This is a genomic window from Desulfuromusa kysingii (assembly GCF_900107645.1).
Classification (GTDB): Bacteria; Desulfobacterota; Desulfuromonadia; order Desulfuromonadales; family Geopsychrobacteraceae; genus Desulfuromusa; species Desulfuromusa kysingii.
Genome location: NZ_FNQN01000009.1, coordinates 12,899 through 28,990, shown reverse-complemented (window position 1 = coordinate 28,990; position 16,092 = coordinate 12,899). Strand labels below are relative to the sequence as shown.

General features: G+C 41.5%; 17 protein-coding genes. All 17 read right to left on the bottom strand.

The genetic code is table 11. The features are described 5' to 3' along the window. Positions 1–18 precede the first annotated feature (18 nt). Positions 19–2,127, bottom strand: a complete 2,109-nt coding sequence (locus tag BLU87_RS13620) for a type IV pilus secretin PilQ (RefSeq protein WP_092349741.1) — start codon at positions 2,125–2,127, stop codon at positions 19–21. Between the two features lie 60 nt (positions 2,128–2,187). Then, positions 2,188–2,736 (bottom strand): pilus assembly protein PilP, encoded by a 549-nt coding sequence (locus tag BLU87_RS13615; protein ID WP_092349738.1) that lies wholly within the window; start codon positions 2,734–2,736, stop codon positions 2,188–2,190. After that, the gene (locus tag BLU87_RS13610; RefSeq protein WP_092349735.1) at positions 2,733–3,341 is read right to left on the bottom strand and encodes a type IV pilus inner membrane component PilO; all 609 of its coding nucleotides are present in this window, start codon (positions 3,339–3,341) and stop codon (positions 2,733–2,735) included. Before BLU87_RS13610 ends, BLU87_RS13615 begins: the two co-directional genes overlap by 4 nt. A gap of 16 nt (positions 3,342–3,357) precedes the next feature. Beyond that, positions 3,358–3,909, bottom strand: coding sequence for a PilN domain-containing protein (locus tag BLU87_RS13605; RefSeq protein WP_092349732.1), 552 nt, complete (start codon positions 3,907–3,909; stop codon positions 3,358–3,360). Continuing rightward, positions 3,906–4,964, bottom strand: coding sequence for a type IV pilus biogenesis protein PilM (gene pilM, locus BLU87_RS13600; protein ID WP_092349729.1), 1,059 nt, complete (start codon positions 4,962–4,964; stop codon positions 3,906–3,908). Before pilM ends, BLU87_RS13605 begins: the two co-directional genes overlap by 4 nt. A gap of 59 nt (positions 4,965–5,023) precedes the next feature. Further along, positions 5,024–5,218, bottom strand: coding sequence for a helix-turn-helix transcriptional regulator (locus tag BLU87_RS13595; protein WP_092349726.1), 195 nt, complete (start codon positions 5,216–5,218; stop codon positions 5,024–5,026). 114 nt (positions 5,219–5,332) lie between these two features. Further along, positions 5,333–6,112: a prepilin peptidase gene (locus BLU87_RS13590; RefSeq protein WP_092349723.1), complete on the bottom strand. Its 780-nt coding sequence runs from the start codon at positions 6,110–6,112 to the stop codon at positions 5,333–5,335. A 28-nt stretch (positions 6,113–6,140) separates the two neighbouring features. Next, positions 6,141–6,713, bottom strand: a complete 573-nt coding sequence (gene gmhB, locus BLU87_RS13585) for a D-glycero-beta-D-manno-heptose 1,7-bisphosphate 7-phosphatase (protein WP_245706549.1) — start codon at positions 6,711–6,713, stop codon at positions 6,141–6,143. Further along, entirely contained in the window at positions 6,706–8,175 is a 1,470-nt protein-coding gene (hldE, locus tag BLU87_RS13580; RefSeq protein WP_092349717.1) for a bifunctional D-glycero-beta-D-manno-heptose-7-phosphate kinase/D-glycero-beta-D-manno-heptose 1-phosphate adenylyltransferase HldE, read from the bottom strand. Before hldE ends, gmhB begins: the two co-directional genes overlap by 8 nt. Next, positions 8,172–8,756, bottom strand: coding sequence for a D-sedoheptulose-7-phosphate isomerase (locus tag BLU87_RS13575; RefSeq protein ID WP_092349714.1), 585 nt, complete (start codon positions 8,754–8,756; stop codon positions 8,172–8,174). Before BLU87_RS13575 ends, hldE begins: the two co-directional genes overlap by 4 nt. 97 nt (positions 8,757–8,853) lie before the next feature. Further along, positions 8,854–9,921, bottom strand: coding sequence for a glycosyltransferase family 9 protein (locus BLU87_RS13570; protein ID WP_245706540.1), 1,068 nt, complete (start codon positions 9,919–9,921; stop codon positions 8,854–8,856). A gap of 72 nt (positions 9,922–9,993) precedes the next feature. Continuing rightward, entirely contained in the window at positions 9,994–10,296 is a 303-nt protein-coding gene (locus BLU87_RS13565) for a nucleotidyl transferase AbiEii/AbiGii toxin family protein (protein ID WP_281242560.1), read from the bottom strand. Between the two features lie 317 nt (positions 10,297–10,613). Beyond that, positions 10,614–11,339, bottom strand: a complete 726-nt coding sequence (locus BLU87_RS13560) for a CDP-alcohol phosphatidyltransferase family protein (RefSeq protein WP_092349708.1) — start codon at positions 11,337–11,339, stop codon at positions 10,614–10,616. Between the two features lie 157 nt (positions 11,340–11,496). Continuing rightward, positions 11,497–12,570 carry a phosphonoacetaldehyde reductase gene (locus tag BLU87_RS13555; RefSeq protein WP_092349705.1) on the bottom strand — a complete coding sequence of 358 codons (1,074 nt, stop codon included), beginning with the start codon at positions 12,568–12,570 and terminating at the stop codon, positions 11,497–11,499. Then, positions 12,560–13,693: a phosphonopyruvate decarboxylase gene (gene aepY, locus BLU87_RS13550; RefSeq protein WP_092349702.1), complete on the bottom strand. Its 1,134-nt coding sequence runs from the start codon at positions 13,691–13,693 to the stop codon at positions 12,560–12,562. Before aepY ends, BLU87_RS13555 begins: the two co-directional genes overlap by 11 nt. Continuing rightward, complete coding sequence (gene aepX / locus BLU87_RS13545; RefSeq protein WP_092349699.1) at positions 13,693–14,982, bottom strand: phosphoenolpyruvate mutase; 1,290 nt, start codon at positions 14,980–14,982, stop codon at positions 13,693–13,695. Before aepX ends, aepY begins: the two co-directional genes overlap by 1 nt. A gap of 69 nt (positions 14,983–15,051) precedes the next feature. Beyond that, positions 15,052–15,873 carry a CDP-alcohol phosphatidyltransferase family protein gene (locus BLU87_RS13540; protein ID WP_092349696.1) on the bottom strand — a complete coding sequence of 274 codons (822 nt, stop codon included), beginning with the start codon at positions 15,871–15,873 and terminating at the stop codon, positions 15,052–15,054. Between the last annotated feature and the right edge of the window lie 219 nt (positions 15,874–16,092).

The following is a 16,092-nucleotide window of genomic DNA, read 5'->3' as shown; positions in this document are numbered from 1 at the left end:
GGATGTTGACTCATAGCCTTAGTTATTTTGCATAATTCTGGGTGTGACAAAAATCAAGAGTTCATTTTTTGTTGATGTTTTTGAAGTACTTTTAAAGATCGAGCCAAGAACAGGAATATTCTTTAAAAAAGGAACTCCTGAATCTGCGTCACCTATACTCTCAATAAATATTCCGCCTAATACTGTAGTTTCACCATCTTGTACCAAAACCTTAGTATTGGCAGTCTTCTTATAAAGAGCACCTTCACCATCAGGAACTAAAGAATCATTTTTTGCATCAATGGTTAAAATAACGCTACCATCAGGGTTTATAACTGGAGTAACAGCCAGCTCTAAAACAACCTCTTTAAACTCTATATTCACTTCACCATCTTCAACTGTCTGATACGGAACTTCTGTCCCTTGACTTATTGTTGCTTCTTGACCATTTAGTGTCGTGACACGTGGCGTTGAAATAACCTTAGCCTTACTTGCACCTTCCAGCGCTGAAAGTCTTAAATCTAGAACAGTACTATCGAGACCAAAATCACCGAAAGTGAAACCAGCACCAACACCACCAACAGAAGCTAAAGTGGTACCAACAATAAAATCACCGCCTGCAGATAATGCCATACTATTGAGGTTAGAATCTTCAAAGTCCGATGAAAACCCCCAATTGACACCTAATGATCTAGAATATTCAGAGTTCACTTCAACAATGCGAGCCTCTATCATAACTTGCCGTTCTGGTGTATCCAAAATTTTTATCAATTCTTTTGCTTTTTTAATTCGCTGAGGGACATCGGTAATAATTAAAAGCTTGTTGCGACTATCATCTGTAATCGTTCCACGGTCACTTAATAACTCTCTGACGGGTCCAGAAACACTCTTTAAATCAGCATAGCTGACCGTGACAACCTCTGTCACAACAGGCTCAAGTTTTTCTTGAGACCGAACAGCTGTTAACTCTGCTTCACGCATTGAACGAATTTTTTCTATCGGCAGAACACGGACAACATTACCTTCTTGAACCATACCGAGACCGGTAACATCAAGGATTAGCTCGAGTGATTGGTCCCAGGGGACGTCAATCAAACGAAGAGTCACATTCCCTTTAACTTCATCGGAAGCAATAATATTCAGATCGCTGATTTCAGCAATAAGCCTCAGAATGTCACGAACTTCTGCATTATCAAAAACAAGTGAAGTTTTTTCTCCTGAATACCTCTTCCCTTGAGAACCGACTTGCTCGATAACCGGGACAGCTAAAGGCGCAGGAGATGGTCCAGATGAAACATCAGTCATTGCCGGTAGAACAGCTGATTGTTGTTGTGAGGTAACAACATTACCTGCAGCAGAAACAGGCAGAGTCCCCGTGACGACCATCGCTGCTTGAGCATAACGTTGATCATCAACCGAGAAGGTATACCCTGAAGCACTTTTGTCGAGACGATAAGGGACATCACCTTTCAAGAAGACAACAAAACGAGTCTCAGGTTGGCCGCTCTCATCAACTAAATATGGAGTGACCGAATGAATTGCACTGGGGAAAGCCAAGGTATCAAAGACACGTCGTAAAGAACGTGGCAATGTCGTCTTTTTGAATGCGAAAACGATTTTATTGCCATCTTGAACCAGGTCAGAGACATCTGAAGTTCCCTGAAGGTGAATATACACCCGCGATTGACCCTCTTCAGAAGCGAAGTCAATTGCAGTGATCTTGGCACTTCCTACAGTTGCAGGTTCTGCAAGTGCATCTGCAACCGCAGCCTGAGAATGTTCCCAAGTGACTGTGACCTGATTACTGTCTGTCATCACGTTATAAGTTGGGAAAACTGCACCCGTCACATCAAATACAAAGCGGGTTTTGTTATCCAGAAGACCGACACGGAGCAACTTAAAACCATTATTCAGTTCAAGATTCTCATCATGCTGTCCTGGCAAAACGCCATAGAGATCGACAACAAGTCTTTTAGGAGAATCTAAAGTAAAATACCGAATTTGCTCAATTCCGGCCGTTGCTGTTAATTGCACCTTTTTCTCGGCAACCGAAACCTTAGAAAATGAATCGGCGGCACAGAGTGGAGACACTAAAGCAACTGATAAAAACATTAGTAACATACTGAGGAGCACAACGCTTCTTCTCATATCATTCCCCTAAAAGTCATTCGAACACAACTACGCTTCACAATTTGATAGAAATTTAACCTACATGACGATGTATCGGTGTTCTCTTGTTTCTTTTCCGGTGTCACTGTCAACACTCACCTCTTCAACGACGATACGGTCAGGACTCTTTTCAATCCGCATCCCATTTTCATCAATATCAATATTTTTTGTTTCAATATTTTTCACAATACCGTCGTTCATACCGATATATTCGCCAACCTTGACCGTGTAGCTTTTACCGTCAGGGGCTTTGACCATTGCCCGCGGCGTACCACTCACAACCATCATCGCGATAAGTCGATACTGACTGAGTTCATACTTTTCCAGTGGTCCCTTGATTTTCTCAGGACGAGTACTAACTTTACCTGCAATTTTCTGCTTCTCTTGAATTAACGGTTTGAAAGGATCCCTACGCCCTTTAGGGCTATAAGTAAATTGAGACTCTTGGGCAGAAGTTGCTGAAAGCTCTGAAATCTTTGCCATCTCGGCTTGAGCGGGGTTTTCTTGAGCGACCGCTGGGATTGAGCACCAGCAGAACAACAAAAAAACCGACAGGAGAGGAATTGATTTAAGGAATGTTGTTCTCATTTCCTTTTACCACCTTTCTTGCCCTTCGGCTCAACATAGTTCTCAACAAAGCGGAACGTTAAAGCATTACAATCAACAGATAATGAGGTCTTACCATCAATATCTTTTGCTCCACCGAGAGTTAAATTCTGAACATTAACTATTCGTTCCATCTTGCTGACGGCATCAAAAAAAGCCGCCGCTTGATGAAAAGACCCTGTGAGTTTCAAAGCCACCGGAACATCAGCATAAAAACCCTGACTCTTTTCTCCCGAGGGTTTGAAACGCAAGATATCCAGACCCTTTTCTTTTGCCAACTCGCCAATATTTGTTAGTAAACTAGGTATCTCTTTTTGCAATGGCAACTCACCTAACGCCTTATTAAGCTTTATTTGCATCTTCTCATATTCAGCACGATAGACATCGAGATTATTGGCAATTTTTTGGTTCTTCTGCAATTTAGTCTGGGCAGAATCACGCTTACTTATCAAGCTTGAATACTGATCGAGTTGCGGTTTATACATGACAAAATAGAAAGCTGCTGCCAAGACCGCCATGATCAACAGAACGATCAGCGTTCGTTGATACGAAGGGAGATTTAAGACTTTTTCGACTTGTGCATTCATCGTTTAAAAATCCTATTTATTCAGAGGGTGGTGTTTCAACGCTACAATTCAAGGTGAATTTTTGCATCTTTCTTTCACCAGCCTTAGTCTGTTCAGTCACTGACAGTTCTATATTCTTATAATACGGTGACGCATCAAGGTTGCGCATAAACTCGGCAACAGTATTCTCATTGTCAGCAACACCAGACAAATTAATTTGACCACTTTTTTCAGAGAATTTTGTCAACCAAAGTTTTTCGGGTAACGCAGCACTCAGTTCATCCAAAAGGTGGACAGGCCCCGACTTTCCATCTTTTAATTTTTTCAAGATCTCAAGCTTGTTCTCAAGCTCGGCCTGCTTCTTTTCAAAATCACGAACCTGGCCAATCTTCTTCGTCAAAGCCTTGTTCTGCTTATCAATTAACGCAATTTCATCCCTAACATCACGGACAGCTAACATCTTCTGTACGTACAATGCTCCACAGGCAATACAAACCAGAATCATGCAAAGCACAAAAATAGAAACCTGTGAGCGCAACTTCTCTTTTTTCTGCGCAGCTCTGACTGGCAGCAGGTTAATTCGAATCATTTGTCACCCACCTTCCTCATCGCCAACCCTGCAGCTACAGAAAACATCGGACCAATTGCTTCGAGGTATTCTGAATCAAATTCCTTCTCATTGATTTTAACGTTCCGGAAAGGATCAACCCTGTCAATCGGTATACCTAGACGTTCTTCCAAAGCGTCCTTAACCTTAACTGAATTTGAGACGCCACCTGTTAAATAAATTTTAGAGACTTGGTCATCGCTTGAAGTCGCAGAAAAGAAATCCAGAGAGCGCTGTACCTCCTGGACTAAATTTTCAACCGCATCTACCAGAATTTCATCAACGGAATCAGGATCAACGTCAGCGATATTCCGATCCCCAAGCTTTGCACGTTCAGCCTCTTCGGCGCTGACTCCAAGACGCTTCTGCAATTCTTCACTGATAAGATTGCCGCCTGTCTGAATATCTCTCGTAAAAATAGAAGTATCGCCTCGCAACACACTAACGCTGGTAGCACTTGCACCTAAATCAATCAGGGCAACAACCTCGTTATCAACAAAGCCATAATTGTAGTCAAACATGTTCTCAACGGCAAAACAATCGATATCCATGACAATTGGCTCGAGCCCCGCCTCAACAAAAATTGACGTGTAGTCATCAACAAAATCTTTCTTTGCCGCGACCAGCATAACGTTCATCTGCGAAGGATCCCTGGCATCAGGACCTAAGATCTGAAAATCGATATTGACTTCAGAGATATCAAAAGGGATGTATTGCTCCGCTTCCCATTGTATTGAAGCCTCAAGTTCTGCTTCAGACATAAGAGGTAAGCTGATCTTACGGATAATAACCGAATGGCCAGAAACAGATGTTGCCACCCGCTTGGTTTTGACTTTCATTGCTTTCAGAAGATTGCTGACAGAATCAACGATTGCTGTTGAGTCCATTATTGTATTATCGACAATCGTCTCTGAAGCCAGCGGCATAATGCCGATATTTTCCAGATGATAAGTACCACGAGACTCTCGCAGGCGAACAATTTTCACTGCACTTGAGCCAACATCAATACCAACAATATCTTTTTTCGAGGCGAACATGTCTTATCCAGTCCGAATAGAGTGCAAAAAAACAGTCGTACGCATCAACCGAGAAGTGTCTATTCCGGGAATACCTTGGATTTATCAGCCAGTTTATAGCCGAGAGCCAAGATAATTTTACGCATAGTTTCCATACGACAGGGATGGCCTCGCTCGATGCGTGTGATCGTCAGAGGTGAAACATCGGCTTTACGAGCCAACTCAGCCTTACTCATCAACAATGATTCCCGAATATCCCTGACGTGATTAACCATCCACCTAGCCTCATAACAGCAAATACAATCAAATTGTGCGTAATTATAGGTCAATGAGCATCATTGTCAAGGAGTTTTAGATTAAACCAATAAATAAATTCAAAAAAACTTAATTTAATGGAACAAATTCAGATACCAGAAAATCAGCTCTTGCCCCCAAAACAAGTAGACAATTGCGGCAAAAGCCAGGAAGGGTCCAAACGGGATTGCCAGTTTCGTATCCCCCTTTTGCAACAACATTAGCGGGACGCCAACTAAAGAACCAAACAGTGATGCGATAAAAACCACAGGGAGGATAGCTTTCCAACCCAGAAAAGCCCCAAGCATTGCCAGTAGCTTGATATCTCCGCCTCCCATCCCTTCCCTTTTAGCGACTCTCTCGTAAATCCATGCAATCGCCAACAAAATCCCACCGCCAAGAACAATACCTAAAAGGGAATCCAACCAGGGGAGCCAAGGGATAAAAAAAGAGCAGACAAAGCCAACAATAATTCCAGGGAGGCTGATGACATCCGGAATAATTTGGTGATCCAGATCAATAAAAGAGATAGTCACTAAAGCGGCGAGAAAAACCCAGTAAATCAAAGTCGCCAGACTAAAACCAAAATAATATAAATTAAGAACAAACAGCAAACCCGTCAAGGCTTCAATCGCGGGATAACGGAATGAAATAGCGGTCTTACAAGAGGCACACTTGCCCCCCAAAAACAGATAACTGACGATGGGGATATTCTGAAACCATTTAATTCGGTGGCCACAATGAGGACAGGCTGAAGGTGGAGAGACGATCGACTTGCCAGCAGGGATACGGTAAATGCAGACATTGAGAAAAGAGCCAATTACGGCACCGAGAATAAAAGCAGAGCTGAGAAAAAAGTAAAATTCAAATGGCATCGTATTTATCCATAAATATCAATCATGGTTATATGCTGTTAAAATTTAAAACATAATCGGCCACTTGTTCTAAATTTTCAAATACAGCTTCACAAGAGTCCGGAAAATTGAGACTCTCTTTATTGGCAGTCTTATCAATAAGCAAAAGGGGACAACAACCTGCTCGATGTCCTGCTTCCAAATCAGATATTTTATCTCCGACCATGAACGATTGAGGCAAATTGATGTTCAAATCTTGAGCGGCATTCAGTAGCATCCCAGGCTTTCCCTTGCGACAATCACAATCACAGGAAAAACGCTCCACGACTCCTTCAGGATGATGTGGACAAACATAAACACCAGCAAGCATCACGCCAAAACCCAGCAATTGTTCCTGCATATACCGGTGCAAAGTTTCGACATCGGACATTTGGTAATAGCCTCTGGCAACTCCGGACTGATTGGTGACAACGACCAGAAGGTAGCCAGCATCCTGCAAACGTTTCAGGGCTTGTGGCACACCAGGCAAAAAGCTAAATTCGTCACAGCGATACAGATAACCTTTATCAACATTAATAGTTCCATCTCGGTCAAGAAAAATCGCCTTATATTTTTTAGTCACGATAGCGTGTTAACACCTCTTCAATAATGTTGGTTGTCGATTTCCCCTTTTGAAACTCCACCAACACCAACGTCCCCCCATAACTTTCTACATATTCCCGACCAACCACTTGCTCAGGGGAATAGTCCCCCCCTTTTGCAAGGACGTCCGGTTTAACAAGACGAATTAATTCCAAAGGAGTATCTTCCGCAAAAACAGTGACATAATCGACGCAATCCAGCGCTGCGAGTATCTGCGCTCTTTCTGTCTGGCATAAAAGGGGGCGGGTCTCTCCTTTCAGACGACGAATGGATGCATCAGAATTCAAACCCAGAACGAGAAGATCTCCCAGCTCTCTGGCCCGCTGTAAATATTTGATATGTCCTGCATGCAATAAATCAAAACAACCATTGGTAAAAACGATTGTTTTTCCCGCCTGTCGATGACCAGCGATAACAATATCCAACTGCTCCGGAAAAAGAACCTTCCCGCTACCAGATTGATCTCGATCTATGGCCGCCATCAGGACTTCGGCAGCACTTACGGTTGATGTCCCCACTTTACCGACGACAATGCCCGCAGCGATATTAGCGAGCATTGCAGATTTAAGGACAGAAAAACCATTTGCCAGCCCTACTGCACAAAAGGCCAGAACCGTATCCCCAGCCCCAGTGACATCATAGATATCCCTTGCCTCTGTCGGTAAATGGTCTGGCGGCTGGTCAGATACAAACAAACTCATTCCATCCTTACCCCGGGTAACTAACAACGCCCCCAGGTTCAGTTTTTGTTGTAGTGATTGGCCGACGGATATCAACACTTCAGGGCTATTAATTTTTGTCGCTGAAGCCAGTTCGACCTCTTTATGATTTGGTGTCAGCAGAGACACCCCCTGATAACGAGAGAAATCATCTCCTTTAGGGTCAGCGATCACCGGACAATCGGCAGAAGCACAACATTCAATCAGTCTTCCCAGAAGATGATCAGTGAGTACACCTTTCTGATAGTCAGAGATGACAACAACATCGACGTTGGGGACAACCTGACGAACAAAGTCGAGCAATTGAGTTTCTTGGGACGGCGCGATGGCAAAGCACTCCTCCCGGTCCAACCTTAACATTTGTTGGTTACTCGCCAGAATACGTGTCTTACATGGGGTAACTCTCGCAGAAACACAAAGGACACCATCACCTCGTATCCCCTGTCGCTGCAACAACCCTTTCAGTTGCATCCCCTCAGGATCGGTTCCAACAACTGATACAACTTCAACGCCACAACCAAGAACAGCAAGATTATTGGCGACATTTCCAGCACCACCTAAACGAACCTCTTCTCTTAGGATATCCACAACAGGAATCGGAGCTTCAGGTGAAATCCGTTGAGAATCCCCAAACAAGTACTTATCTAAAAGAAGATCACCAATAACCAGAAATTTCAAATCGGAAAGGTTATGAACCAGTTGTTCGACATCGAGAAGGTTCATACGTTTGCACCTGAGGGGTATAATTTTTTTTCAATGAGTTCACACAAAATATGAATTATGGTGATATGTGCTTCCTGAATGCGTGCCGTGTCGTCATCTGCCACAATCAAAGGATGATCCACAAACAAGCCGATCGCCCCTCCATCACGGCCCAACAAACCAAAGGTTATGCAGCCTTTTTTCGACGCTAGCTTCAGAGCTGACAAAACATTTTCAGAGGAACCACTCGTGGAAATTCCAAAAACAACATCACCCGGCCTTGCCAAGGCTTCAATCTGCCGACTAAAAACCTTATCAAAGCCATAATCATTACTGATAGCGGTTAGAGTCGCAATATTATCAACCAATGAAATAGCCGGTAAAGGTCGCCGTTCAACTTTGAAGCGTCCTATCAATTCCGCGACGAAGTGCTGAGCATCAGCCGCAGAGCCCCCGTTTCCCATGACAAAAATTTTCTTTTCAGTTTGAATGGCATTGACAATAACGTCAACACTCTCCGCTATTGCAGAAGAAAGCTGCTCAGAAACAAGATCTACAACTTGACGATGTCGAACAAAACTTTGATGAATCCGACCTAGCATGAAAGACCTCGTAGATGAAAAAACTTAACAAACAACAATCGGTACCCACAGACATTGGATACATTTAACATTTTTCAAATAGAGAGTCATTAACAATTTATGCATGGCTATGCAGCAAAGTTTCAGCGGCAGTGAAAACTTCATCAACAGTCATATCTTGAAGACATTTAGCCCCTATCGGACATGGAGGTGTGGTACCAAATCGAGTGCAGGGGGAACAGGGTAAATGATGATTTATAACTGTGTGTCGATGCCCAGATGGAGCCCATTTCTTTGCGATTCCCGGTCCAAACAATGAAACCGTCCGGATTCCCAAGCCGACAGCCATATGTAAAACGCCAGAATCACCGCTGATCAAAAGAGTGGCGCCTCTCAGGATTGATGCCGTTTCCAATAAAGAAGTTTTCCCTGCCATATTCTTTGCCGACACAACGTTTTTCTCAACAGCTTCACCAACAGTCAAATCATCATCACCCCCGACAATAACAAGTGGGAAGCCGAGCGCTGCAATCTTCTCAGCTAATGCCACAAATTTTCGCTCTCCCCAGCGACGCTCCTGAATACTTGCTCCCGGAAAAAGAACAACATACCCCTCGGACACAGAATCAAGCAGTTCAGTTGCAGATTTCACTGCTTCAGGAACAGTTAAAAAAGGGGAATTCAACTCACGACTACAAACTGTCCCCAACGGATGAAGCAGGTGATAAAAGCTGAACACTTCATAGTCATCATGTGAATAAGAAACGGGATGGGTAAACAACTTAGATCGGGCATTGGTCGCAAAACCAAGCCGAACGGGTGCGCGAAGAAGACGGGCAATCACAGCAGATAAATAGTGCCATTGTTCAGTATCGATAATCAGATCGTAACTGCTACAAAACAAACGTTTCCAGTCACGCCAGCGATCATAACAAAAAATCTTATCAACCTGAGGACACAACTCAAATATCACAGCATTACGTTTTTCGGCGAGTACCTCAATTTTGGCGTGCGGATAACGCAAACGGAGCACTTGTATTGCCGGAATTAGCAACACCGCATCACCTATTCCACCGGGGCGAATAAACAGAATCTGCTGGATATCAGTTAAGCTATTCGCAGGCATTGGGCACTGAGGAAACAGGCGCGCCAGAAGCGGCCCGACAGCTGAATCTATTTTTTTCAAAAAAGAGATTTTATTCAAAGGGAACTTTCAAAAACGGTACAATTGGAACTTCATAACAGCGACACAACGTCCTTATAACAATTCTGCTTTAAGCTGATTTTCAAAAAAAGACCTGATCTCTTTTTTATCAACAATTTCTTCAGGTTCAAGGTGTGCAATCGTATCGTCATCAATATCATCAATATACAGTAATGCAACACTGAACAACTTAAAGGTTAAACCATCAACAATTGGCAGGGTACAATCAAACATAGCCCTCAACCCCATCCCGCGTTTCGCCAGACAATACAGATCATAATAATCACGATATTTTGCGCGGACAAACAATACATTAATTTTCATGACCGCAATCGCCGACAAACTCGCGACATTCAATGGTTGTAATTATTCTGGGCGCAGAAATGACCATTTAGCATTAAAAAAAGTCACCTTAACCCCGTTGATCAAAAGATCCAACCGCTCAGGACTTTTGTTAATTACTTCATAAGTGGAAAACTGTCGCATATATTGCATAATCTGTGCAGCATCAAAAGATTCAGCAAAAGTAAACAGTAAACACCTGCCCCCAGCTTATTCTTTTAGCGTAAGTAGTTTGCGGGCTAGAGCTGGATAATCAATTAATAGAATGTCCATATATATCTTGATGATTTTATTAAATGATTACCATACGCCGCACAACTATCACAAAAATTTTACGGGAACTGTTTTACCGATGTATGCAACGACACAAAAGTTGATAAAACCGTGTATAACACCACAACCAACAGTAGCCAGAAACCAATAATCAACCCAAGCGCAGGAAGTCCCAACAATGGAAACAACACAAATACCAATGCGGTATAATCGGAAAAAGAGAGAAAAGATTTAAGATTACGCCTGAACCACCACTGACGATAAAGGTTAAACCAACGAAACAAAACAAAGTTTCCCATTTCACCATGATGCTGTTTTAAAGCAAAACCAGTCATATAGCTGATATAGCATTCCACTACATGCATAAACACCATTGCCCATATCCACGGCATAGAAATAAGATTCTGCGCCGAAGCGAGAACCAACAGGATCAGGATATCGCCCAAAAGGTCGGCAACATGATCGAGATAACGACCAAATTCAGAAGTTTTCCCTGTCAAACGCGCCACTGTACCATCAGTACAATCACACACATAAGCTGCAATATAAGTAAGCGCACCAATAATCAAAGACAGTGGCGTCGCCCATAAAAACAAAGCCGCTGTAGACAAACGCAGTCCTATCCCAACAACAGTAATTGTATTTGGTGACCACGAAGTGCGATTGACGATAAATCTGGTGAGTTTAACACTCAGAGGCAGCACCAACAGCAATCCCCACCAAGTTCTTAATGACAGTTTTGATACAACATCAGTACTAGAAATATAACCTCTGGAAAACTCCATCGTTAAATCGAACTCCAAATGCTTGAACAACTTGATTGCAAGGCCGTAAACTTTTGAAAATACTGTAATTGTAGGAAACTAGCTGAGGCCAATAATTTACTGCAATTTGCCAGTCGATTCTTTTTTAAATTAACCACCACACAATAATATAGTTGCATCATAAACTTACCAAACTATTACTTGCTCTTTGATTGTTTTCTAGTAACAACTTTATTTTACAAAGTTCGTCATCGTCAATTTTGTAATCTGAAAATTTTGTTGAAATATTTAATGACGATAACAAATTTCTCATTTTCTGAGATGAAAGCTCTCCAAAAATTTCTTCCAAGGCATTATCTATAAATTCATAGCGACCTATTACGTTATCAATCAACAATGGCAATGTAAAACTGCAAGCGATCCCATGATCTACCCCCTTGTTCGCAGTAACATGGTAACTGATAGCATGTGCCAGTGCTGTTTGGGTGTTGGAAAAAGCAAGACCTGAATACATACATGCTTGCATTAACTTATCCCGATAGTGAATCTCATCCAAATCATTAACCAGTTTCGGAAGATATTCTAAAACCAGTCTGGCTGCCTTTATGGCATAATCAACAGTAATTGGGCTTGCGTTCTTGTTCCAGATTGATTCAAGGGCATGGGAGATGGTATCCAAACCTGTCTGAATGGTAATATTTTCAGGAGATGTCAATGTCAACGCGGGATCATAAATAGCCATTTCGCTAAAAAGTTCCGGCAAATGTAAAGAATACTTCTTCCTTTCATCCATATCCCAAATTGTAGCCCATGGAGTTATTTCACTTCCGGTTCCAGCCGTTGTTGGAACTGAAATGATTGGTTTAAGATGGTACTCTTGATGAGGAATCACCCCTTTTGTTAATTTAGTTACAAAAGTTGAGTTTTTTTCGCTACTATATACGGATATGAACTTTGCTGCATCGAGGACACTACCACCACCGACGGCCAAAATTAATTCAAAGTCTACATTATTTAAACTATTGTAATTTTTTTCAAGGTCTACAAACTCAGGATGAGAATTTATATCTGAGACAACGTGAATAACAGCACATGTCAATGAAAGTATCTGCGCTACAAGACCACGAGACAAAGCCCCTCTTGAAGTAACCAACAAAGTTTTTCTGCCATTAATATATTGATCAATATCGCAAATAGAATTTATTCCGTATACGATCTTAGTTGGCATATGATAAGCAAAGCTATCTTTCACGGATGAACTCCATCAACCGTTCTTTAACTTCATATGGTTTAATTTTCGGACGACCAAGGTTTTCTTTGGTTCCATTTCTTACCTTGATATAGATAAAAGTCAAAACAGGGTTCCGGTACCAACCGATAATTGTTTTCTTTAATTCGTCCAACGAATGGACATAAATACTGTTTTCATAACCAGTACTTGCTGCTATCTGCACAAAGTCGACATTGCTAGAAACAGTAAATTGCCCCCCGGTAGAATCGTGCATATTGTTATCGATTAAAACATGGAGCAGGTTAGCGGGCGAGTAATATGCATTCGTAGCCAGATTTCCCATTCTCATCAGGAGAGCGCCATCACCATCAACTGCGATTGTTTTCATATTGCTGTTCAGAGCAATTCCAAGCCCAATTGAACTGATACTTCCCATACTGCCAACCATATATAGATTATTCTGGGAATCCTCTACTTCATAAAGCTCTCTACCAGTCTTCCCCGTTGTTGCCAATATTACAGTATCATCTGCTTTAGTCGCAGTTATAGTTTCAATGACATTTAAGCGCATTGCTAATTCATCATCTTCTGATTTAACTTTTAAAAATTTATTGGTATTTTTATTTAATTGTTGCGGTTTTAGTTCAACTGCTCCCAGTACCCCTTTCTTTACAATAAAGAAAAAAGATTCTTTGTTTTCAATGGACTCATTCGCCCTTGCTATTTGGCATTTAACCTCAGCTATATCATTTGACAGGTATTCCCATTTAACCTGCATCAACTCGAGCATTTTCTCAGTGATGGTTCCCATCAACTCATGCTGCGGTTCATCATTTAATCTGGGTTCACCTCGCAAGCTAACAAAACCAAGTACAGGTAATTTAAAAGAATAATTTAAAGAGGTCAGTGGCGATGTGGCGTTTGTTAACCCGCTATTTTGCATTAAAACAACAGATTTCTTACCAGCCAGATAGGCTCCTGCGCAGATAGCAACAGCATCACCCTCATTATTGCTCATAACGTAATCACACTCATTGATGGCGTAATTAATAAGGTTATTCAAAAAACTGCAGGGAACACCACAGTAAAATTCAAAGCCTAAGCTCTTTAGTTCATTGCCCAAATCCGCTGCACTGATTTTCATCACTTTGTCCCCGGTATAAGTTCAAGAATTTCCTTTATTGACAACAAAGATTGCTCAGCCTCTAAACTTCTATCATTTTCAAGAATTGATTTGGCTACATTCAGCATACCGGGATAAGCGGCCCTCAACATGTGATTGGCATAAATAATAACGTTAACCCCAGCACGACAAAGCTCATTTGCGGTTACTTGATTGTAACTTGTTGGCACAACTACTATTGGCACAGTATCGTGATAGGATCTGAACAATCTGCAGAATTCCAGGATTTCATCTGGTGACTTCAGGCGTGAATGTATCATTATCCCATCGGCTCCTGCTTCTACATAGGCTTTCGCCCTGGCAATAGCATCATCCATCCCCTGTTCAAGAATCAAACTTTCAATTCTAGCTATAACCATAAAATCTTCGGTTATCTGTGATTTTTTGCCCGCTTGAATTTTTTGACAGAAATTCTCTATGGAGTCTTGGGTTTGAGTAACGTCATTACCAAATAGTGAATTCTTTTTTAAACCTGTTTTATCTTCAATAATTACAGCACTGATCCCTGTTCGTTCCAGAGTTCTAACGGTAAAAGCAAAATGCTCTGGAATGCCTCCAGTATCAGCATCGTAGATCATCGGTTTGGTTGTTACTTCGAAAATTTCATTTATTGTAGTTACCCTTGTGCTCACATCTACGGCCTCGATGTCTGGCTTCCCTTTCGAGGTAGAGTCAGTTAAAGAACTACTCCACATACCATCATATTCCACACCACTTTCGCACATTACATTTTCTACAATTAAGCCACTTAAAGCATTATGAGCTTCCATTATTCGAACAATAGACTTTGTATCTATCAACCGTTTCAACCGAGATCTTCTAATGTCCGGGGTAGTACCTATCTCCCTTAATGATTTATTCAGATAGGTCGATGAAATACCCTCGGTATACGCTACCTCAACGAGTTCCCCTCCCCACGTTGCTAGTGCATCAATAACCTGCTGCCTTGTCTTTGCCTGAGTACCGCTTTTCCAGTCATCACCATGGACGACAACATCTGGTTTTATACGCTCAAGATTTGGCCTGTAATCCAGAGTCTCTTGAGGAATCACCTCCGAAACACCTTTTATGTTCTCAATCACAACTTTCCGCTGATCATAGGTCATGTAAGGCAATCTTTTATAGCTTGCTATTGCCTTATCGGTAAGAAGTCCAACCACAACATCACCAAGCGATGATGCTGCCTTTAAAATATTCATGTGCCCTGGATGAACCAAGTCGGCACTCATTCCCACATAAACTTTCTTCATTGCAGTCTTTATCCTTTAAAAAAATAACCAATAATTGGCAAAAGCAGTGTTTGAAACCTAAAATTTAACTTAATGGATAGCCTCAAACCTCTTCATCCACCGGTATGAACGAAGAGGAAGAACTATCAACCTAAACAATCCAGATAAAATCAAAAACAATAAACGGAAATCAAACTGATACCCCAATAATGATTGAACACCAAATATAGCATCTAAAATGCAAACTAACATTATCGCTGACAAAACACCTGGATAACCCAATATCTCCGATATTATTTTAAAAAATTTAATTTTAGAAAAAAACGGAGCATTCACTGCGACGATCTGGTTTTTCTTCTTTTCAATCAACCACAGGCCTGATTGTATCTGTTCGTCATTTAATAAATTTTTATTGTTGATAATTTTTGCACACAGGAGTTTTGCTGCTACTGCTTCTGGGAAACCGCTTGAACCAACCATCGCAATTACTCCCAAAAAAAGAATATAAGCATGACCAAATTGAAGATATAGAGCAAATGACAGACATAAAAACATCAAATTATCTGAAAATGAGTGACACAAAACATCAAAATATTGCCCTTTCATATTTGGGATCATTTGGCCACTATGAATGTAGTAACGTGCCAATTCCCCATCAACATGATCGAGGTAGTGATACAAAAACACCAACAGAGCGCCCGTCAATAATGCACCAGGGATATTCTGCACTATAAAAAAAAGGCTTCCGAGGGCAGCAAGCAAGCTCAATGATGTTACCGTGTTCGGAGAAACCTTAAACTTTATAGCTAACATCGTCCCATAAATTGATATTTTTCGATAAATGTATTTGTCGATAAGATAATTTTCACCACTATTTTTTTGACATATTTCCTTGTATAGATTAATTGTCATGCTCCACCCTTCCAATATCATTGAAATAACAAAAGCACCCCCAAAAACAACCTGATTTTTTACAAACAGGAACTAAACAAGAGAAAAAGGGGACAGATTTATTTAAAAACTTCGTATGTCACCCACATCTTGCCCTGTATTTGTTGCGCATAATGCAGATTTGATCACAGGTATAGCCACCTGGGTGGCATTGTTGATTTTATTCACTGCCAGCAACAA

Bases quoted from the DNA above. Each gene is read 5' to 3' on its own strand.
- BLU87_RS13620 (WP_092349741.1), bottom strand. From the start codon at position 2,127: ATGAGAAGAAGCGTTGTGCTCCTCAGTATGTTACTAATGTTTTTATCA.
- BLU87_RS13615 (WP_092349738.1), bottom strand. From the start codon at position 2,736: ATGAGAACAACATTCCTTAAATCAATTCCTCTCCTGTCGGTTTTTTTG.
- BLU87_RS13610 (WP_092349735.1), bottom strand. From the start codon at position 3,341: ATGAATGCACAAGTCGAAAAAGTCTTAAATCTCCCTTCGTATCAACGA.
- BLU87_RS13605 (WP_092349732.1), bottom strand. From the start codon at position 3,909: ATGATTCGAATTAACCTGCTGCCAGTCAGAGCTGCGCAGAAAAAAGAG.
- pilM (WP_092349729.1), bottom strand. From the start codon at position 4,964: ATGTTCGCCTCGAAAAAAGATATTGTTGGTATTGATGTTGGCTCAAGT.
- BLU87_RS13595 (WP_092349726.1), bottom strand. From the start codon at position 5,218: ATGGTTAATCACGTCAGGGATATTCGGGAATCATTGTTGATGAGTAAG.
- BLU87_RS13590 (WP_092349723.1), bottom strand. From the start codon at position 6,112: ATGCCATTTGAATTTTACTTTTTTCTCAGCTCTGCTTTTATTCTCGGT.
- hldE (WP_092349717.1), bottom strand. From the start codon at position 8,175: ATGAACCTTCTCGATGTCGAACAACTGGTTCATAACCTTTCCGATTTG.
- BLU87_RS13575 (WP_092349714.1), bottom strand. From the start codon at position 8,756: ATGCTAGGTCGGATTCATCAAAGTTTTGTTCGACATCGTCAAGTTGTA.
- BLU87_RS13560 (WP_092349708.1), bottom strand. From the start codon at position 11,339: ATGGAGTTTTCCAGAGGTTATATTTCTAGTACTGATGTTGTATCAAAA.
- aepY (WP_092349702.1), bottom strand. From the start codon at position 13,693: ATGAAAATCAGTGCAGCGGATTTGGGCAATGAACTAAAGAGCTTAGGC.
- aepX (WP_092349699.1), bottom strand. From the start codon at position 14,982: ATGAAGAAAGTTTATGTGGGAATGAGTGCCGACTTGGTTCATCCAGGG.
- BLU87_RS13540 (WP_092349696.1), bottom strand. From the start codon at position 15,873: ATGACAATTAATCTATACAAGGAAATATGTCAAAAAAATAGTGGTGAA.